This is a genomic window from Chryseobacterium sp. FP211-J200 (assembly GCF_001643375.1).
GTDB classification, from domain to species: Bacteria; Bacteroidota; Bacteroidia; order Flavobacteriales; family Weeksellaceae; genus Epilithonimonas; species Epilithonimonas ginsengisoli.
In genome coordinates this window covers 273,727-293,129 of record NZ_LSHB01000056.1, presented here as the reverse complement: position 1 = coordinate 293,129, position 19,403 = coordinate 273,727, and the positions used below count along the sequence as shown (strand labels likewise).

19 protein-coding genes are annotated in these 19,403 nt (G+C 38.0%); 18 read left to right on the top strand and 1 reads right to left on the bottom strand.

The features are described from left to right. The first annotated feature begins 3 nt into the window (after positions 1 to 3). The 14 genes from AXA65_RS16925 (at position 4) to AXA65_RS16875 (ending at position 14,177) form a co-directional block, all read left to right on the top strand. Positions 4 to 1,482, top strand: a complete 1,479-nt coding sequence (locus tag AXA65_RS16925) for a RagB/SusD family nutrient uptake outer membrane protein (protein WP_063971224.1) — start codon at positions 4 to 6, stop codon at positions 1,480 to 1,482. A gap of 21 nt (positions 1,483 to 1,503) precedes the next feature. Continuing rightward, the gene (locus AXA65_RS16920) at positions 1,504 to 2,967 is read left to right on the top strand and encodes a SusF/SusE family outer membrane protein (protein WP_063971223.1); all 1,464 of its coding nucleotides are present in this window, start codon (positions 1,504 to 1,506) and stop codon (positions 2,965 to 2,967) included. 114 nt (positions 2,968 to 3,081) lie between these two features. Next, a complete protein-coding gene (locus AXA65_RS16915) occupies positions 3,082 to 5,562 on the top strand; it encodes a glycoside hydrolase family 31 protein (protein WP_063971222.1) in 2,481 nt (826 codons plus the stop codon). 4 nt (positions 5,563 to 5,566) lie between these two features. After that, positions 5,567 to 7,723 carry a glycoside hydrolase family 97 protein gene (locus AXA65_RS16910; RefSeq protein ID WP_063971221.1) on the top strand — a complete coding sequence of 719 codons (2,157 nt, stop codon included), beginning with the start codon at positions 5,567 to 5,569 and terminating at the stop codon, positions 7,721 to 7,723. A gap of 15 nt (positions 7,724 to 7,738) precedes the next feature. After that, on the top strand, positions 7,739 to 8,053 hold the full coding sequence (locus tag AXA65_RS20295) for a hypothetical protein (protein WP_218281593.1): 315 nt from the start codon (positions 7,739 to 7,741) through the stop codon (positions 8,051 to 8,053). 87 nt (positions 8,054 to 8,140) lie between these two features. Then, entirely contained in the window at positions 8,141 to 8,323 is a 183-nt protein-coding gene (locus tag AXA65_RS20290; protein ID WP_218281592.1) for a hypothetical protein, read from the top strand. A gap of 60 nt (positions 8,324 to 8,383) precedes the next feature. Then, a complete protein-coding gene (locus AXA65_RS20285) occupies positions 8,384 to 9,436 on the top strand; it encodes a hypothetical protein (RefSeq protein WP_218281591.1) in 1,053 nt (350 codons plus the stop codon). A gap of 12 nt (positions 9,437 to 9,448) precedes the next feature. Beyond that, positions 9,449 to 9,763: a hypothetical protein gene (locus AXA65_RS20280; protein WP_218281590.1), complete on the top strand. Its 315-nt coding sequence runs from the start codon at positions 9,449 to 9,451 to the stop codon at positions 9,761 to 9,763. A gap of 72 nt (positions 9,764 to 9,835) precedes the next feature. Then, positions 9,836 to 10,120 carry a SusF/SusE family outer membrane protein gene (locus AXA65_RS16900; protein ID WP_063971220.1) on the top strand — a complete coding sequence of 95 codons (285 nt, stop codon included), beginning with the start codon at positions 9,836 to 9,838 and terminating at the stop codon, positions 10,118 to 10,120. A 41-nt stretch (positions 10,121 to 10,161) separates the two neighbouring features. Next, a complete protein-coding gene (locus tag AXA65_RS16895) occupies positions 10,162 to 10,449 on the top strand; it encodes a SusF/SusE family outer membrane protein (RefSeq protein ID WP_063971219.1) in 288 nt (95 codons plus the stop codon). A gap of 119 nt (positions 10,450 to 10,568) precedes the next feature. Further along, entirely contained in the window at positions 10,569 to 10,790 is a 222-nt protein-coding gene (locus AXA65_RS16890) for a T9SS type A sorting domain-containing protein (protein ID WP_063971218.1), read from the top strand. 1,050 nt (positions 10,791 to 11,840) lie between these two features. Further along, positions 11,841 to 12,344: an SgcJ/EcaC family oxidoreductase gene (locus tag AXA65_RS16885; protein ID WP_063971217.1), complete on the top strand. Its 504-nt coding sequence runs from the start codon at positions 11,841 to 11,843 to the stop codon at positions 12,342 to 12,344. 393 nt (positions 12,345 to 12,737) lie between these two features. After that, positions 12,738 to 13,364 (top strand): RCC1 domain-containing protein, encoded by a 627-nt coding sequence (locus tag AXA65_RS16880; protein ID WP_063971216.1) that lies wholly within the window; start codon positions 12,738 to 12,740, stop codon positions 13,362 to 13,364. Between the two features lie 111 nt (positions 13,365 to 13,475). After that, the gene (locus AXA65_RS16875) at positions 13,476 to 14,177 is read left to right on the top strand and encodes a T9SS type A sorting domain-containing protein (protein WP_228391698.1); all 702 of its coding nucleotides are present in this window, start codon (positions 13,476 to 13,478) and stop codon (positions 14,175 to 14,177) included. Positions 14,178 to 14,227: 50 nt separating this feature from the next. On the opposite strand, the gene AXA65_RS16870 is transcribed toward AXA65_RS16875, so the two are convergent. Continuing rightward, positions 14,228 to 14,536, bottom strand: a complete 309-nt coding sequence (locus tag AXA65_RS16870; RefSeq protein ID WP_131797842.1) for a hypothetical protein — start codon at positions 14,534 to 14,536, stop codon at positions 14,228 to 14,230. Positions 14,537 to 14,642: 106 nt separating this feature from the next. On the opposite strand from AXA65_RS16870, the gene AXA65_RS16865 reads away from it, so the two are divergent. The 4 genes from AXA65_RS16865 to AXA65_RS16850 all read left to right on the top strand — a co-directional run bounded on the left by AXA65_RS16865 (position 14,643) and on the right by AXA65_RS16850 (position 19,289). Then, positions 14,643 to 15,671, top strand: a complete 1,029-nt coding sequence (locus AXA65_RS16865; protein ID WP_063971213.1) for a nucleoid-associated protein — start codon at positions 14,643 to 14,645, stop codon at positions 15,669 to 15,671. A gap of 51 nt (positions 15,672 to 15,722) precedes the next feature. Beyond that, positions 15,723 to 16,082: a hypothetical protein gene (locus AXA65_RS16860; protein WP_063971212.1), complete on the top strand. Its 360-nt coding sequence runs from the start codon at positions 15,723 to 15,725 to the stop codon at positions 16,080 to 16,082. Between the two features lie 234 nt (positions 16,083 to 16,316). Continuing rightward, the gene (locus tag AXA65_RS16855) at positions 16,317 to 18,701 is read left to right on the top strand and encodes a TonB-dependent receptor (RefSeq protein ID WP_063971211.1); all 2,385 of its coding nucleotides are present in this window, start codon (positions 16,317 to 16,319) and stop codon (positions 18,699 to 18,701) included. Between the two features lie 27 nt (positions 18,702 to 18,728). Then, positions 18,729 to 19,289: a hypothetical protein gene (locus AXA65_RS16850; protein ID WP_063971210.1), complete on the top strand. Its 561-nt coding sequence runs from the start codon at positions 18,729 to 18,731 to the stop codon at positions 19,287 to 19,289. The last annotated feature ends 114 nt before the right edge of the window (positions 19,290 to 19,403 follow it).

The following is a 19,403-nucleotide window of genomic DNA, read 5'->3' as shown; positions in this document are numbered from 1 at the left end:
ATAATGAAAAAGATTAAAATAGCAGTATTCGCAATCCTCGCACTTACAGCTGTAAACTGTAGTGACGATTTTCTAGACAAAACCCAGCCGGACACTATTAATACTGGTAATTATCCACAGACTGGTGATGAGCTGATAACTTTGGTTAACGGAGCTTACCAACCCTTGCAACGTCCCAAACTTTATAATATGAGAATGTGGAACACAGATATCTACGCGGGAAACAGTATTGTAGGAGCCGGTGGCGGCGATGACGGTATCGAGACCACACAGCTTTCAAATTTTGTTACAAGTACAGATAACCAAGGTGTTTTAGACCTTTGGAGAGGGCCTTGGCCAGGGATATTATCTTCCAATATTATTATCAAAACAGCACCAACTCTCAGTATTGATGATGCTGTTAGAAACAAATGTCTGGGAGAAGCCTATTTCCTCAGAGCTCATTATTATTTCATTTTAGTAAGATTTTTTGGTGATGTTCCTTTGGTAACAGAACCGCAGGATGTGAATGGTGATCTTTATCCTGCAAGAGCACCAAAGGCAGATATTTATAACCTGATTGTTTCCGATTTAGAAAAAGCGATCCAGTTATTACCAACAAAACAGCAATATGGTGAAGGTGATAAAGGAAGAGCCAGTAAAGGCGCAGCAATTGGCGCATTGGCAAAAGTAAACCTTACCTTAGGAAACTGGCAAAAAGTAGTAGACCTTACCAACCAATTAGAAGGAATGGGCTATGCACTGAATGCGGATTATTCTGATAATTTTAATGTCAATACAGAAAACGGAATAGAATCTCTTTTCGAAGTTCAGTACGCTTCTGATGGTGGATACGATTTTTGGAGCAATGAGAATCAGGCATCTTGGACTAGCACTTTTATGGGACCTAGAGGAGCCAATTTTGTAGGAGGTGGATATGGTTGGAATCAGCCAACGCAAGAATTTATTGACAGTTACGAAGCTGGGGACAAAAGAAAAGATAAAACTGTTTTCTATCAAGGTTGTCCGGATTATGATGGCAAAGAATACAAAGCTAGTTATTCTCTTACTGGTTATAACGTAAGAAAATTCTTGGTGCCATTGTCTGCATTTCCGTCTTACGACAACAGTCCGCTTAATTTCCCGGTAATGCGTTATTCGGAAGTTTTATTGATGAAAGCAGAAGCGCTTAATGAACTTGGACAGACTTCACTTGCATTGGTTCCTCTCAATACTGTTAGAACCAGAGCTGGATTGGCAAACGTAACATCCGGACTTTCACAAGCGGCATTCCGTGAAAAAGTATTGCACGAAAGAAGAATGGAATTGGCCTTCGAAGGGCAAAGATGGTTTGACTTGGTACGCACCAACAACGGACAGTACGGATTAGACTTCCTACATTCTATCGGGAAAACCAATGCTACTACCAAGCATCTTTTGCTTCCTATTCCTCAGATAGAAAGAGATAGGAATCCAAACCTTACACAAAATCCTGGTTATTAATAGATTAATGATTATCCTCATATGAAAACAAAATCTAACATAAAAAATTGGAGCAAAAAATTATTTTGGATTGTTCCTCTTATTTTCCTTGGCATTTTTGCCTGTCGGGAAGAGCTGGCATCAGAAGAGTTTGAAATAAGTGAACTTTCGGTTAAAACTTCGGAGATCAATGAATTGCTTCCGGCAATGTATAATTCCAAATTCAACTTCAGCTGGACACCGGCTAACAACCAAGGTACAAGCTCGGCAATTTCTTACAAATTAGAAATTGATAAAAAAGAGAATAATTTTTCTAACCCTCAAACTTATGAAATTGGAAAAAATATCTACTCTTATGACATCTTGATTGGTGATCTCAACACATTGCTTATCTACACTTATGGCGCAACTCCTGATACAGATATTACAATGCAGGCAAGAGTAACGGCAACATTTGCAAATAGTTCTGTGAAATCCCAAAGTTCCGCTGTAGATTTTACGTTGAAGCCGTATAAGCCTTTTACCAATACTTTATATATTGTTGGAGATGCTACTCCAAACGGATGGGATATTACGCAAGCGACGGCACTTACAAAAAGTACCAGCAATCCTGCTGAGTTTGTTTATTATGGACAGCTGAAATCCGGTAACTTCAAATTTGCGACCTCTCAGGAGAGCTGTTGGTGTCAGGATTTCTACACGAGAGATTCCAATGACGAAACAAAAATGGTTTACAGCGTAGGGGGGAGTGGTACAGATTTGCAATGGACAATTGATAATCCAAGCTTATACAAAGTTACTGTGAATGTTTTGACATTGAGCATCAAAATAGAAAAAATGGACGGACCTCAGTTCAATGATGTTTGGATTGTTGGTGATGCATCTCCAAGTGGATGGGATGTAGATAATCCTGTGGCGTTAAAACAAGATCAGAGCAATCCATTTATTTTTACATTGGAGTGCAGCCTTAAAGAAGGAAACTTCAAATTTTTGACAGGTACAAAAGGCGAATGGTGTGGAGAATGGTACCGCCCATTGGTAGATAATCAAGACCTAGTCGCTACAGGAATGGCGCAAAACTCAGGCTGTACTGTAGATAACAGATGGAAAGTGAGCGCGGCAGCATCCGGAAGATATTTGATCACGATTAATACCGCAAATAATACCATCAAGTTTGAGCCTGTAAATGTCTATATGATTGGTGATGCCACTCCAAACGGATGGAATATGGGTACCCTTGCACCAATGCAGAAAAACGGTAGTGTTTATACCTGGACAGGTAATCTTACAGCAGGATCTTTCAAATTCGCCAAATTCAATACAAACTGGTGTGACGGAACCGAACTGGTTGCAGTGACTCAGGATCAGAGCATTTCCAACACAAGTTTCCAGGAGAGGATAAAATGTGCAGGAGGCGATGCAACAGACCTTAAATGGAAAGTCAATTCTGCCGGTAATCACACGATTACCTTGAATCTCGATACTAATACACTTAATATTCAGTAATTTTTTCTTATCAAAGATCACACGGCAGCAATTGCCGTGTGATTTTAAAATGATACAACTGATTTTTCAAATAAACTGGAAATATCTGGAAAGTTATTGTTAAAAAAGTAAAAAATGAAAATCAATAAACAATTTTTTCTTTTCATAGGTCTGTTTTTTTCTTCATTAATATTTGCCGGCGAGATCACCTCGTTTACAAAAAAAGGAAATGAGGTCACTTTTAACTGTAAGGACGGTTCAAAATTATCATTAACCATCAACAGCAGTTCTGTCGTGAAAGTTTGGTTTGATCAGCCAGGCAAATTCTCCCGTCAGAATCCTTCTTTCGCTGTCGTTAATGACCAATTGGAAAATGTGGGCGATATATCAGTGAACGAAGAACCTTCTGCCTACGAGATCTTTACATCAAAAATTAGGATTAGAGTGAACAAGAATCCTATGCAATTGCAAATTTTCGACAAATGGCAAAAGCTGATTTTCAGTGATTTTAATGAAAAGGGACACGTACCCAGCGGGAAAAGCGTAAAATCCTATAAAAACCTCAGAAGTGATGAGCAGTTTTTTGGCTTGGGCGAAAAAACAGGAACACTTAACAGAAGAGGAAAAAACTATAAAATGTGGAACAGCGACAAACCTTGTTACTCCACCACAGAAGATCCGATTGCCAAGAGCATTCCGTTTTTTATGAGCAGTTACAATTACGGGATCTTCCTGGATAATACCTACAAAACCGAATTCAAATTCGGGACAGAATCTCAGGATTATTATTCCTTTGAAGCACCCGATGGAGCCTTTGTATATTATTTCATCTTTGGAAAAGACTATAAGGATATTCAGAAACAATACATTACGTTAACAGGAAAACCTATCATGCCTCCAAAATGGGCTTTGGGTTTTGCACAAAGTCGCGGATTGTACACGAAAGAAGATCAGGCTTTGGAAATTGCAGCAGAATTCAGAAAACGTCAGATCCCGATCGATATTATTTATCAGGATATTGGCTGGACTCAGAATCTTCAGGATTTCGAGTGGCGAAAAGGAAATTACAAAGATCCCAAAGGAATGCTCAAAAAATTGAGATCCAATGGTTTCAAAATGATTGTTTCCCAGGATCCGGTTATTTCCAAAAAAGACAACAAACAATACATCGAAGCCAATAAACTGGGGTATTTTGTAAAAGATATCCGAACTGATAAAACTTACGAAATGCCTTGGCCTTGGGGTGGAAATTGTGGAGTAGTAGATTTTACAATTCCGGAAGTTGCAGATTGGTGGGGAAAATACCAGCAAAAACCTTTGGACGACGGCGTTAGCGGTTTTTGGACGGATATGGGAGAACCGGCATGGAGCAACGAAGAAGATGTGGACCGCCTGAATATGAAACACAAGATCGGGATGCACGATGAGATCCATAATGTTTTTGGATTGACATGGGACAAAGTGGTGAAAGAACAATTCGAAAAACGAAATCCAAACAAACGGATCTTCCAGATGACACGTTCGGCCTACGCAGGTTTGCAGCGCTATACTTTCGGCTGGACCAATGATAGCGGGAATGGTAACGATGTTCTTGATGGCTGGGCTCAAATGGAAAATCAGGTGGCTGTAGGGATATCTGCCGGTTTAGGTGGAATCCCGTTCTGGACGACCGATATTTCCGGGTATTGCGGAGACATAACAGATTATCCTGCCATGGCAGAGCTCTATACAAGATGGATGCAGTTCGGTGTTTTCTGTCCTCTTAGCCGTGCGCATCACGAAGGCGACAATGCTGTGGAACCTTGGATGTTCGGCGAGGTAGCGGAGAAAAATGCAAAAGCAGCAATTGAACTGAAATACCAGCTTTTCCCTTATCTGTACACTTATTCCAGAAAAGCGCACGACACCGGATTGCCGATCACGAGAGGCCTTTTTATGGAATATCCAAAAGATCAGGAGGCGATCAGGATCGATAATCAATTTATGTTCGGGGAAGAAATTCTTGTTGCCCCGGTCCTGAAAAAAGGTGAGCGCGTAAAACGTGTCTATTTTCCCGAAGGCGAATGGATCGATTTCAATGATAAAAAAACAGAATATCTGGGTGGCGAAAAGCTGCCGTACAAAGCACCACTCAATACGATTCCGATTTTTGTGAAAAAAGGCTCTATTGTTCCAATGATGCCGATCATGCAATACATTGGCGAGAAAAAAGATTATCCTGTGACCTTCCATATTTTCCCGAATTATGAAGATGAGAAAGCAAGTTTCACTTTATATGAGGATGAGGGCGAAAATCAGGATTACCTGAAAGATATTTTTTCAATGACCCATATTGTCTGTACAACGGTTACAAATGGTTATAATATAGATATAATACCTGATGACAAAGGTTTTCACCAATCTGATAAACGAAATTTTGTTTTAAGTATCCTTACCGAAAACAAACCAAAAGCAATCTCTGTTAATAATAAAGATGCAGTGTTTTTAAATATGGAAACGCTTGATATTAATAAAGATATTTCCAATATCCAGTGGAGTTGGGATGAGAATGGAAAAAAAATAATAATAAAAGTTCCCGATACAAGAAAAAAAATAAATGTTAAAATAAATAATTAGTAGAATGAAGAAGTTATTGTTGCTTATTGCATTAAGTTTTATTGCCCTGATCTCCGCACAGGAACTGAGATCTCCGGATGGAAAATTTATAATGGATTTTTCAATTCAGAATGGTGGTGTCCCAACCTACAAACTTAGTTATAAAGGCAAAGAAGTTATTAAACCAAGCAAACTTGGACTGGAGCTGAAAACAAAAAATGTTCCTGAAAACGATTCCAAAAACTCACTGTACAGCAACTTTGAGGTCGTTGGGTCAAAAACCGCCACTTTCGATGAGACCTGGCAACCAGTTTGGGGAGAAATCAAAAATATCCGAAACCATTACAACGAGATTTTAGTGGATCTTAAACAGAAAGGTACAGACCGGCTGATGAATATCCGTTTTCGTTTGTTTGATGACGGTTTGGGTTTCCGTTACGAGTTTCCTCAACAACAGAATCTGGTTTATTTCACTATCAAAGAAGAGCGTACGCAGTTCGCAATGACTGGTGACCATACGGCTTACTGGATTCCGGGAGATTACGATACTCAGGAATATAATTATACCACTTCAAAGCTTACAGAAATCCGTGGATTGATGGAAAAAGCTTATCAAAAAGGGAATGCGTCGCAGACGGCCTTTTCACCAACCGGCGTTCAGACTTCATTGATGATGAAAACCAAAGAGGGTGTTTATATCAATCTGCACGAGGCAGCTTTGATCGACTATTCTTGTATGCATCTGAATCTGGATGATAAAAATATGGTTTTTGAATCGTGGTTAACACCGGATTCTCATGGTGACAAAGGAAAAATGCAGGCACCTCGCCATACACCTTGGAGAACGATCATCGTAAGCGACGATGCAAGAAATATCCTGGCCTCTAAAATGACCTATAACCTGAATGACCCAAGTAAGATCGCAAATACATCGTGGATCAGACCAACAAAATATGTAGGTGTTTGGTGGGAAATGATCTCCGGAAAAAGCAGCTGGGCTTATACAGACGAATTTCCGTCTGTTCAGTTAGGAATTACCGATTATTCCAAAGCAAAACCAAACGGAAAACACGGTGCTAACAATGCCAATGTAAGACGTTATATCGATTTTGCGGCTAAGAACGGATTTGATGCCGTTTTGGTGGAAGGCTGGAACATTGGTTGGGAAGACTGGTTCGGGAATGACAAAGATTATGTTTTTGATTTTGTGACCCCGTACCCGGATTTCAACATCAAAGATCTTAATGATTATGCCCATTCAAAAGGTGTGAAACTGATCATGCACCACGAGACTTCCGGTTCTGTACGTAACTATGAGCGTCATATGGATGCTGCGTACAAGCTGATGAACAAATATGGTTACGATGCAGTGAAAAGCGGTTATGTAGGAAACATACTTCCGGTGGGAGAAACGCACTACAGCCAATGGACAAACAATCACTTTCAGTATGCGATTGAAAAAGCTGCTGATTACAAGATTATGGTCAATGCGCACGAGGCGGTTCGTCCAACGGGAATCGCAAGAACCTATCCTAACCTTATAGGAAACGAATCTGCCCGTGGAACAGAATATCAGGCTTTCGGAAATGATAGAAACAATCCAAATCACGTATCCATTTTACCATTTACAAGATTGATCGGTGGACCTATGGATTACACGCCGGGGATTTTCCAGATGGATGTGACCAACGGTTCTCACGTGAATGCAACCATTGCCAACCAATTGGCTTTGTATGTGACGATGTACAGCCCGTTGCAAATGGCAGCCGATTTCCCTGAAAATTATGAGAAATTCTCTGATGCTTTCCAATTCATCAAAGATGTTGCAGTTGATTGGGATGACAGCAAATATCTGGAGGCAGAACCGGGACAATACATTACCGTTGCCAGAAAAGCTAAAGGAACAGACAAATGGTTTATAGGGAATGTTGGTGGTTACCAGCCGTTCACTTCCAAAATTTCTTTTGATTTCCTGGATGCCGGCAAACAGTATATCGCAACCATCTATTCTGATGCTAAAGATGCGGACTACCTTAAAAATCCACAGGCTTACAACATTCGTAAAGTGATTGTTACAAGCAAATCAAAATTGGAGCAGCTTACAGTTCCCGGTGGTGGTTATGCGATCAGCATTATTCCGGTGAAGGATAAAGCTGAGATCAAAGGTTTGAAATCACTCTAAGATAAAATTTTAATAATGTATAAAAACAGATTCAGCATCACGGTTATTTTGGTTTTTCTGTTTGTTTTAGCAGCCATTGCTCAAAGCAAAAGATCATTGTGGACGATTGATGCAATGAACACCGAAAATTATGTAGGCGCACCCATTGCAAATGGAAAAATCGGGATTCTCCCTTGGAAAGAGCCATTTTCTGTGTGCCACGTGATGCTGAATCACGTTTTTGATATTGGTGATGCCGGTGTCAACCAAGCGTTGCAAGGCATCAATGCTTTTCATCTGGAACTGTCTCTGGACGGGCAAAAAGTAGAGATGAGATCGGTAACCAACTAGAAACAGTCTTTAGACCTTAAAAAAGCAGTTCATACCACGTCTTTCATTATTCCGGGGAAAGCGGAAATCAAATACAATATCACAGCGTTGCGGAATCTGCCGTATTCTGGATTGATAGAGGTTGAGGTCAAAGCTTTGGATAATATCCGGATGCAAGGTATCAATACGATGGACATTCCCGATGGTTATAATGACATCAAAAAAAGAATTGTTTCTGCGAATGTAGGTCTGGACGGTGGTAAGGAGACCATTCTCCAAACGGAAGCCTAGTCATCGCACAAAGCACATCAGGTTTTTGCCTCATGCGAATTTATTTTCGATCATAAAAAATTGACCATCAGGAATGAGGATCAAAGCAAAAACACCATTGAGGGTGCATTGAAAAAAGGAGAGACTGTTAAGTTTTCTTTGGTAGGTTCTGTCTGCATCAGCCGAGATTTCAACGATCCAAAAAGCGAATCGGAAAGACAAGTCATTTATGTTTCATATTTGGGAACAGAGAGAATTTTGAAAGAGCATTTTGCACTTTGGGAAGACCTTTGGAAAGGCGATATAGAAATAGAAGGTGATGATGAAGCCCAACTTGTTGCAAGGTCGGCGTTGTTCAATCTTTATTCTAATGCGTTGGAAAATTCGAGGTTGAGCATTTCTCCGATGGGATTATCCGGCACTTTTTACAGTGGTCATATCTTTTGGGATTCGGAAATTTGGATGTATCCTCCGTTGTTGTTCCTAAACCAAAGTCATGCCAAATCGATGATCGATTACAGAACAGACCGTCTGAAAGCAGCAGAAAACCGAGCGATGACCTATGGTTACAAAGGCGCAATGTTCCCTTGGGAATCGGATGACAAAGGAGAAGAAGCCACACCCATTAATGCATTGACAGGTCAGTTTGAACATCATATAACCGCCGATGTTGCTGTGGCCTTGTGGCATTATTACAATATGACGCAGGACAAAGACTGGCTCATCAAAGAAGGCTCCCCTTTGATGCGAAAAATTGCGGAATTCTGGACTTCCCGGGCGAGCAAAAATACAAACGGAAGTTACTCTATCCGCTATGTGATTGGTGCAGATGAGTATGCAGAAGGCGTCGATGACAATGCCTTTACCAACGCAGCAGCCAAAAAAGCATTGAAATACGCAACGCTTGCTTCAGCAATTTGTGGTAAAACAGCGCTACATATTTGGAAAGAGATCAGTGATAATTTGGTGATCGGTCAAATGCAAAATGGAGTAACCCAAGAATATCAAGGCTACAAAGGGGAAACCATCAAACAGGCAGATGCCAATCTGTTGGCTTATCCGCTTGGCATTATTACAGATCCCAAACAGATCAAAAAAGACTTGGAATATTACGCTGCAAAAGTGGATCAATAAAACGGTCCTGCGATGACATTTTCGGTTTTTTCTGTTCAGTATGCAAGATTGGGTGACGCAGACAAGGCTTATTCTTATTTTAAAAAAGCTTACCAACCCAACCAAAGACCACCATTTGGCGTTTTGGCTGAAACCGCAACCAGTTCCAATCCGTATTTTATGACAGGAGCAGGCGGCATTTTGCAGGCTTTCATCAATGGTTTCGGCGGTTTGGATATTACAGAAAACGGAATTGTTCAGCATAAAACCGTTCTTCCTAAACACTGGAAAAAACTCACCATCAAAGGCGTTGGTTCTGAACGGAAAGATTTTGTAGTAACTCAGTAAATATTATTGATAAAACTAAAATAAAAACAATTTAAACTAATAACAATGAAAACCTTTTTTAAACATACTATTATGAAAATAAAAATTCTTTTTTTTGTTTTCCTGCTTGTTAATGCAGGAATAATGTTGGCACAATTGCCATTAAAATTGTATATCGTAGGAAGTTCTGCTCCAACGGGATGGCAGATCACCAAAGCATTGGCATTCGAAACGGTATCGAGTGGGTTGTATAAGTATTCTGGTCCCTTGTTTGCGGGTGAATACAAATTTGCAAACAGTCAAGACAATTGCTGGTGTCAAGATTTTTATGTCAAAGACCCAAATGATGCTACTAAAGTGATATCAAATGGGCCGTAAGTAAACTTGCCCAGTTTGATGTTACGGTCAATCTTAACACAATGAGCATCAATGTAGCTCAAACATCTACAACACCTTCTTACAAAAATTTTTGGATAATTGGTGATGCTACACCTGCAGGATGGAGTATGGATAGCGTGATTAATCAGAAATTTGCTGTTAATCCAAACAATTCTGCCGAATACTATTATCAGGGAAATTTTAGTGCTGGAGAATTTAAGATTTTTATGGGCGCTTTTAACGACTTCAGCGGAAGTTTTTATATGCCGTTAACTAACACCAAGCATTCAGTAATACTGCTGCTCAAAGTCTTAATAATCCATCCGTAGATTATAAATGGCAAATAACTTCTGCTGGCAACTACACCGTTTTTGTAAATCCTACCAGCAATACGGTAAGAGTTATAGCCGGACTTTATCTTGCATTAAATGATGTAAAGACGAAAAATATGACGATTTATCCAAATCTATCTAAAGGAAATGTATTTATTCAATCCGCAAATAACATCAATAATGAAACTGCACAAATTTATGATATGGAAGGAAGAGAAGTTGCAAAGTTGACTGTTTCTAATAATCAAATCAATACAGCTGATCTGAAGACAGGGACTTATATTTTGAAAATTGAAAATAATAAAGAGAAATATTCTGCAAAAATTATTGTCAAATAATATTCTTAAGCCCATACAAAATATTGTAAACACTATTGTTTATCTTCTAAAAATTATCAATAGATAAAATTCACAAAAAAACTTTTGAAAACCGCTTTTTTTAAAGGCGGTTTATTTTATTTTAACTGAGAAAAACATTTTCCCAGTTGGTACAAAGTAATATTGTATAAACTTTTAGATTACAAAATTTTTTGCACAACAAATGTTTTCTCAAGTTAAACACATCACTTATGGCACTTATCGCTAAATATAATACCTGATTCAGCTGCAAAATTTCACAGTGTTTCATACATATGTTTTAAATTGAAGTGAAGGTTACAAAGTAGTAGGATGTTCCAACCGTGATGTTATAGCTCCTCATCTTTTAGTATATAAAGATGAGTCGGAAGCTGGTAAGATTAAAGAAAAGTTTATAAACTTAGTAAAGCATTACGGTCTAGAAATAGATTCCAAAAACGTTGAAAGAGGCTTTCATATAATTGCGTGGACAACAGACAAGGAAGAAGGTTCTGAAAGATAGCATTTGAGAAAATTATTTCCAGAATATTCTCGTAAAAGCAGGCAGAAAAAGAAAATTTTGATTGTTTGAGAAAGTATCTTTTTTTATTTGATAGTAGTTAGCAAACCTTTGAGTCAATTCGAAAATCAATTTTGAATGGAATTGTTAGGATTCTCAGATTTGAGAATTATTAATGTGACAGAAAATCCTTCAAATAAATTTCGTAAATTGACCTTTATACAAATGATTAAAAGCAAAGGAGAGGAGGAATAATTGATAACTCAACATACGTAGCAAATTGTTAATATTCTTTCAAGCAAGATGACATAATGAAAATTATATAATAGTTACATTGATTTTGTATCTTATTTGTATCTTGAAGTTATAACTAATTGATTTATAGTATTCGTTATTTTCGAAGAAGTAAAATAACACTCAGCGAGTCAATTGATAAATAGAGATCCTCAGGCGAAAGCTTGGGGATTTTTTATTTAATTATTTAATAATAAATTGATTAGCTTTGTTTTAGTAATCAAGAAATAAAATTAAAGATGAAAAATTTCCAAGTAATATTCAGTTTTATATTATTAATGACAAGTGTTTTTGGTTTTTCTCAAACCGATGAAAAACAAATTCAGTCACAAGTTGCTCAAATGGTTTCCGACTGGAACACGCACGAGTTCCAAAATATGGATTCCTATATGACGGATGATGTGGAATGGGTGAATATCGTAGGTATGTGGTGGAAAGGCAGGGCAGAAGTGAAGGCCGCACATCAAGGGAATTTCGGAGCGTTCTTCAAAGGTGTTCCGTTTACTCAGAAAAGTTTGAAAACCAGATTTTTGACAAAAGATGTCGCAGTTGCAACTTTGATTTCCAGTGTGGGCGAATTCTTCCCACCAGACGGCATCGACCACGGAAACAACAAAATGCCTGCGAGTGATGATATCCTGACCTTGGTGTTTGTGAAGAAGAAAGGGAAATGGCTCATCGCTTCTGGACAAAATACAGTCGTTGATGCGAGGGCAGCTAATAATAATCCAGCAAAAAAATAAATAAAAAATCCCGAACTTAGGTTTGGGATTTTTTTATTTGAATTATTAGTCAGAAATATAAATATTTAAAAGATATACGATTATTTTAATTGAAAGATAAAAAAAGTTTCTTAAATAAATGATCGCTGATATTGGTAAACTCAATATAAATTATTTGCTTCTGCTGCGTTAAATATTAATTAAAACCAGAACGCAAAGTCTATCAGATGTTCTGCTTAAGGGTAAAATGAAATTGTAATATTTTTATTTGTTAATGTGTTTTAATTGTTTGGTTTTTAGTTTATTGTAGGCGTGTTTAAAGTTGAATGATTTCCGAATTTATTCAGTTGAATGATTGTTTTGCAAGCATTGATGATTGTAATATTGTACAAGAAATCAAAAAAATAAACAATTATGAGTCAATTTTTATCAACTCTAAAAGGCCAGACAAAAACAGTGTTGACTGGTGGATTATTATTATTAGCTGCACAAATTTTTGTTAGTGCACAATGTAGCACTACAGGATGGAAAAAAGTGTCACAAGGAGAGAACTACAGTATTGCTCTCAAAGAAGATGGTACTATTTGGATCTGGGGACAAAATACTTATGGATTGCTTGGTAATGGATCTGCTGCAGCCACAGAAATTAAACATCCTACGCAAATTGGTACAGATGCCAATTGGACAGATATATCTACAGGGCGTAATTTTGCTTTGGCTATAAAAGGCAATGGAGACCTTTATGGTTGGGGAGCTAATTATTATGGAGAACAGGGACTAGGACATAATACAGATCTTTCTGCACCAACATTGATCCAGCAAAATGTTAAAGCATTTTCTGCAGGGTACTACCACACTCTGATAGTTAAAACAGATGGGACTCTTTGGGGTGCTGGTTATAATGACTACAGTGGTCTTGGTGTAGGAACCAGCACGTTTTCGTACAACACATTCCAGCAAGAAGCTACAAAAGCAACAAACTGGGCGTCTGTTACTGCTACTTATTACAATTCATTTGCAATTAAAACAGATGGTACATGATGGTCAGCCGGAGCCAATGCTGAAGGGCAAAATGGTTTAGGAACTCCAGCTTCTGTTGGTTCTCAAACTGATACTTTTACACAAGTAGGTACAGACACAAACTGGAAAGCAATTGCTGGAGGTTTACATCATACACTTGGATTGAAAACTAACGGAGAATTATGGTCATGGGGAAGAAGTCTTTATGGAAATTTGGGGCTAGGTAATACAACTCAATATTTTACTCCACAACAAATTCCTGGTACAACTTGGGCTGCAATTGGAGCTACAAACGAGTCTTCTTCTGCCCTTAAAACTGATGGCTCTCTATGGACTTGGGGCTACAATGGATATGGAATATTAGGAATTGGAACTACGACAAGTGTGAGTACTCCTACCAAAGTGGGAACAGAAAACACTTGGAAAAATATCCCTGTAAGATCTGGAGAGAATTCTTCTGGAGGAATAAAGACTGATACTGCTTTATTTACTTGGGGAGCTGATAGCTACTGGCAGTTAGGTAATAGTGATGGAACTGCAACTAATAGCAGTGTTCCTACACAAGTGACTTGTGTAGATAATCAACTGGCTGTGAATGATGTTTCTTCTGATAAAAAATTATCTGTATATCCTAACCCGGCTAAAGATTTCGTAGTGCTACAATCTGCAAGATCTATCTCAGAGGTTAAAATCTATAATGTTGCAGGCGCATTAGTAAAATCTATTTCTAATATTGCTTCTGATAACAAAGTAAATGTTTCTGATCTGTCAGTTGGTGTTTACATTGTTAAGATCAACAATTCAGCAGAAGGTGTGAAACTGATCAAAAAATAATAACCCTTTCTGATATAGTAAAAAACCTCAAGTGAAAACTTGAGGTTTTTTTATTGAGAGTTAGGCAAACATTTTTCTACCATTTTATAGATGATTTTCAGCCGCTTGACTACTTCTTCCATATTTTTAGTGAGCCTTTTCACTTCTTGCAGGTCTTTGGATTTCAAAACTTCATCACCACTTTTCGTTACACATTTTTGAGTTTCTGCTTTCGAAATTTGCCCATTAGTTGAAACTTTCATCTGGATGCACTCGCATGATTTTTTGGCAACTTCTTCTTCGATGGTTTGGGCGTTTGTAAAAATGAATGTCATTAATAGGAAAAAGAGTGTGCAATTTTTTGAGAGATGTAAATTCATAGTTTCAAAGCTTTTTGAAACGAAGATAATTATTTCTGTTTTACCTTAATTTTTTTTCTAAATAAAATAATTCAAAACCTATCTTTGCAAACTCAAAAGATAAAAAATGTTTTCAAAAATCACAGTTCACAGAGTCGGGAATAAAATCAATGGGGAATCTTTAACGCTTTCTCAGCAGGAGCTTCAGCTGGATGAGGACATGACAGAATTGCTGGGGAATTACTTCATCAATGCTTTCAAATCTGAGGAGCAGTTTCAGTTTTACAGCGATTCTTATTTGGTCAACAATCCGGTTTACAGTTCTATTTCCGAGATTTTTGAAGACAAAGCAAAGTTCCAATGGGAATCTGAAAACATTGCCAAGCATCTTTACGAAGCAGCGGAAAATCCGAGAGTTCAGGCGGGCGAATTGTTCGTGGTTTATTTTGAAGGCGAAGTTTTTGAGTCTGCAGATGGGAAAAGTGAGAAGACGGATTCTATCGGGATTTTCAAAACCGAAAAAAGAGAAGGTTTCCTGAAAATCAATCCTCAGGACGAATCTTTTGAAATCGAAAGAGACTTCGGGATCAGCTTGTCAAAAATCGATAAAGCGACTTTGATCTACAACAGCGAGAAAGAAAGTGGCTACGTTTTGTCTGTGATCGACAACAACAAAAATGGCGACATCTATTATTGGTTTGAGGATTTTTTGAAAGTGAAACAACGCGACAACGAGTATTTCCACACGCAGGAAACCTTGTCAGTTTATAAAGATTTCATTACCCAAAAATTGCCTGAGGAATTTGAGGTTTCTAAAGCAGACCAAGCAGATTTTTTGAATAAGTCTATCAATTTCTTCAAAGAAAAAGAAGAATTCAAATACGATGATTTTGTAAAAGAAGTCTTGGTTGATGATAGTGTCATAGAAAGTTTTTCGAACTTCAAATCTGATTATGAGAGTGATATGCAGATTGCGATTTCGGAAGATTTTCCCATTAACAATCAAGCTGTTAAGAAACAACAACGCCATTTCAAATCCATCATCAAGCTCGATAAAAATTTCCATATCTACATCCACGGCGACCGAGACAAATTGGAAACCGGACAAGACGACAAAGGAAAATATTACCGTTTGTATTTCGAAGAAGAGAAATAATTTTGATTTAACATCATATATAAAATACTAAAAAGTTCTACCTTTGTGGCTATGTTGAACAGGAGAAGTCAATCTTTCAAGAATTTTATTTCGGTATTTTTTGCCGGGATGTATCTTTTTGTTGCTTTGTTTTCTTCTCAGTTACACAGCCACGAAGGCGAATCTTTTTTCAGGGATTCGGGTTTCAAAAAGACGGAAAAAACGTTTTCATCCGACATTTCAAAAGGTCAATCCGGCGATTGTTTGGCTTGTCATTTCTTAGCAACGGGTAATTCTTTGGTTCCGGAGCAGTTTTCTTTCCATTTTGAAAACCACACACACGAGACACAACAAACTTTTTCTGTACAGGAAAAAATATGGTCAGCGACCAAATTCACTTTTCAACTTCGCGGTCCACCCGCCATTTCATAATTTTTAGATTCTTTTCGGATTTTAACTTTGAATTTTTTAAGATTTAAATGATTCTTAATGGATGATTGATTCCATTTTGATGACGCTTATTAGTTTTAATGTTCAAAACCTATCAATGTAATTCTACATTGTAAAATCCAATTTTTTTAACGAAACGTACTTTTTAGAATTTTAATATTCAATTATTTTGATTGAATATCAATGTCTTAAAAGTACAAAATCTATCTATTTATAATGAAATTGATATATAGTTTACTGCTTATCTTTTGTGGATTTGCAATGACAAACGCACAGAAAACTTACGCTGTTGAAGGAACCGTCCAAGATTTTCACGACAAGACCATGCTGGAAAATTCAGTGGTCAAAATTGGAGAATTCTCGACTAAGACCGATAAAAAGGGCAAGTTTTCATTCAACAAAATTCCTGCAGGAACTTATCAGCTCATTGCCAAACATCCCGCTTGCGATGATTATACTGAAAATGTAAAAATTGATAAGGATTTGCATTTGGCAATCACATTGGAACATCATATTGGCGAAATCGAAACCGTAAACCTCCACGGAAGTCACAAGACAAAAGGTTCTGTGATCATGAAAACGCTGGATAAAACCGAAATCGAAAGAAATTCCACAGAAAACCTGGGAAATCTCTTATCTAAAATTTCTGGCGTTACAGCTTTGAAGACAGGAAATAACATTTCGAAACCAGTCATTCACGGATTGTATGGAAGCCGAGTTTCTGTCCTGAATAATGGTGTGAAAATGGCCGAGCAGGAATGGGGCGTAGAACACGCACCAAATGTAGATGTCAATGATTTTGAACACATCGATGTTGTGAAAGGTGCTTCCGCGTTGAAGTATGGAAACGAAGGTGTCGGCGGCGTTGTCGTCTTAGAGCCAGCTATTTTACCAAAGAAAGATACGGTGATGGGAAGTGTAAGACTTTCCGGTATTTCCAATGGTAGAGGAGGCGAGCTTGGTGCAAACGTCGCTAAAGTTTGGGAAAACCAATGGTTTGTGAAAGCCGGCGGAAGTTACCGAAAAACAGGTGACCAATATGTTCCTCATCACACGCTGCAGAACACGGGAATGGAATTCAATTCCTTCAATTTCTCTTTTGGGAAACATAGTTTTTTGCAAGGTTTTGATGTCTCTTACAGTGGAACCAATCAGGAATTTGGTATTTATAAAGGCGCACATTTAGCAAGTCCGGAAGATTTTTATAACGCGGTTAATTTCGGACAGTCTTATTATCTGGATCAGTTCACGCACAATATAGACAACCCGAAACAGGAAGTGGCGCATCATATTGCTAAGCTTTCGGCGTACAGACGTTTTGCAGAATTTGGAAAACTGACTTTTCAATACAGCTTCCAATTGAACCGCAGAAAAGAATACGACATCAGACGAGGTGAGTTGAGCAATGTTCCATCGATGGATCTAAGGTTGATCACCCATTCGGCGAGTTTGGTTCATTTGATAGAACGTTCGGACTGGAGTTTGGAAAGTGGAATTTCCGGAAGTTTTCAGGATAATTTCCCAGATCCGGCTACAAAAGCGAGACGTTTGATTCCGGATTATTATCGATATGACGCAGGCGCGTTTTCTGTTTTTAAATATCGATTCAATTCAAAACTGAATGCAGAAGCTGCGGTTAGGTATGACTTCAGCCGATATGACGCTTACAAATATTATGATGCCGATAAATGGAATGACAATTATGCAGACATTTTCCCTGAGTTTTTTGTGAGTGAATCAGGAAGCAGAATTTTAACAAGACCAATTTTGGATTATCATAATTTCTCAGCAAATTTCGGGTTGGATTATAAGCCTATTCAGAATTTTGAATTGAAGTTAAACCTTTCCAGAGCGGACAGAACGCCGAATGCGGCGGAACTTTTTTCAGACGGATTGCACCACTCAGCCGCTGTGATGGAAGAAGGAAATCTTAACATCAAAAAAGAAACGGTTTATAATGTGAATCTTTCCTTGGCAGGTCATTTCGATGTGTTGAGAGGTCTTCACATCGAGGCAAATCCTTACGTGATGATGTCTGACAATTTCGTCAACCAGATCCCGACAAGTGTTTTGAATACGAACAGAGGCGTTTTTCCGGTTTGGTCGTATCAACAAATCAAAGCTAGAATTTATGGTTTGGATGCAGATGCAGAGCTTAATATTTTGGATAATCTAAAATGGAAATCAGGTTTCAGTATTTTGAGAGGTGACGACCTTTCGAATGATGAGCCGTTGATCTTAATGATGCCGGGAAAACTTCGAAATTCAATCGAGATCAATCTCAGCAAACCTAAAAATTTCTACGTCAGTCTTGAGAATGAAAATACATTCAAACAAAATCGTTTCCCGATAAGAAATCTTCCAGTGACATTTATTAAAGACGGCGTAGAGTATAATGAAACCGTTGACTTCAGTTCTACGCCGGCGGCATATACTTTATTTAATGCTTCCATTGGAGCAGACCTATTCAAAAACCTGAATTTTAATTTCAGGATCAACAACCTATTTAACACAGAGTACAAGGAATATCTGAACAGACTCAGATATTATATGTTCGAGCCAGGAAGAAATTTCGTGGTGACTCTGAAATACAATTTTTAATAACAACAACTTAAAATTTAAATCAAAATGAAAAAATTCATCAATATTACATTAGTCCTATTAGTTTCACTTTTCATCTTCTCTTGTAGAAATGACGACGACGCTGTTCCAGAAGATGTTCACGAGCACGACGAAATAGGAAAAGTAGTTTTAACGCTTACGAATAAAGCAGATGCGTCTGATGTTCAAATTGTAAACGTGATTTCTGGAGTTGCAGACGGACATTTGCATTTGCACGCAGGTGATACTTACTCGGCTGTATTAGATTTCCAGATCAAGCACGACGACCATTACCATTCTTCTGATGAGATCGAGGAGGAGAAAGATCACCACTTCATCACATTTGGTCCTGCCAATGCGGACATTGTTGTGTTAAGAGCAGCAAATGATATCGTAAGAACAGACGGGCAAAAACTGGGTCTTAGAACAGAATGGACTGTTAATTCTGCTCAGGAAACTGGAAAAATGAATATCAAATTGATCCACGGTCCTGCAACTGTTAACCAAAATTATCCTTCAGCTGCTAACCAGTTAGGTCAAACTACAGGTGGCGAGACCGATGTTGATATCACAGTTGATGCACATTAATCCCATATTTCATATTTATATTGAAAATAAAGATGTCTTTTTTAAGGCATCTTTATTTTTTTAATGAAACTTTATGATTTTTTATAAAAACCAGGCGTGCATTTAATTTTGAAG

Excerpts from the sequence above, each read along its gene's own strand:
- AXA65_RS16925 (WP_063971224.1), top strand. The coding sequence starts at position 4 with ATGAAAAAGATTAAAATAGCAGTATTCGCAATCCTCGCACTTACAGCT.
- AXA65_RS16920 (WP_063971223.1), top strand. The coding sequence starts at position 1,504 with ATGAAAACAAAATCTAACATAAAAAATTGGAGCAAAAAATTATTTTGG.
- AXA65_RS16915 (WP_063971222.1), top strand. The coding sequence starts at position 3,082 with ATGAAAATCAATAAACAATTTTTTCTTTTCATAGGTCTGTTTTTTTCT.
- AXA65_RS16910 (WP_063971221.1), top strand. The coding sequence starts at position 5,567 with ATGAAGAAGTTATTGTTGCTTATTGCATTAAGTTTTATTGCCCTGATC.
- AXA65_RS20295 (WP_218281593.1), top strand. The coding sequence starts at position 7,739 with ATGTATAAAAACAGATTCAGCATCACGGTTATTTTGGTTTTTCTGTTT.
- AXA65_RS20280 (WP_218281590.1), top strand. The coding sequence starts at position 9,449 with ATGACATTTTCGGTTTTTTCTGTTCAGTATGCAAGATTGGGTGACGCA.
- AXA65_RS16900 (WP_063971220.1), top strand. The coding sequence starts at position 9,836 with ATGAAAATAAAAATTCTTTTTTTTGTTTTCCTGCTTGTTAATGCAGGA.
- AXA65_RS16895 (WP_063971219.1), top strand. The coding sequence starts at position 10,162 with ATGAGCATCAATGTAGCTCAAACATCTACAACACCTTCTTACAAAAAT.
- AXA65_RS16890 (WP_063971218.1), top strand. The coding sequence starts at position 10,569 with ATGACGATTTATCCAAATCTATCTAAAGGAAATGTATTTATTCAATCC.
- AXA65_RS16885 (WP_063971217.1), top strand. The coding sequence starts at position 11,841 with ATGAAAAATTTCCAAGTAATATTCAGTTTTATATTATTAATGACAAGT.
- AXA65_RS16880 (WP_063971216.1), top strand. The coding sequence starts at position 12,738 with ATGAGTCAATTTTTATCAACTCTAAAAGGCCAGACAAAAACAGTGTTG.
- AXA65_RS16870 (WP_131797842.1), bottom strand. The coding sequence starts at position 14,536 with ATGAATTTACATCTCTCAAAAAATTGCACACTCTTTTTCCTATTAATG.
- AXA65_RS16865 (WP_063971213.1), top strand. The coding sequence starts at position 14,643 with ATGTTTTCAAAAATCACAGTTCACAGAGTCGGGAATAAAATCAATGGG.
- AXA65_RS16860 (WP_063971212.1), top strand. The coding sequence starts at position 15,723 with ATGTTGAACAGGAGAAGTCAATCTTTCAAGAATTTTATTTCGGTATTT.
- AXA65_RS16855 (WP_063971211.1), top strand. The coding sequence starts at position 16,317 with ATGAAATTGATATATAGTTTACTGCTTATCTTTTGTGGATTTGCAATG.
- AXA65_RS16850 (WP_063971210.1), top strand. The coding sequence starts at position 18,729 with ATGAAAAAATTCATCAATATTACATTAGTCCTATTAGTTTCACTTTTC.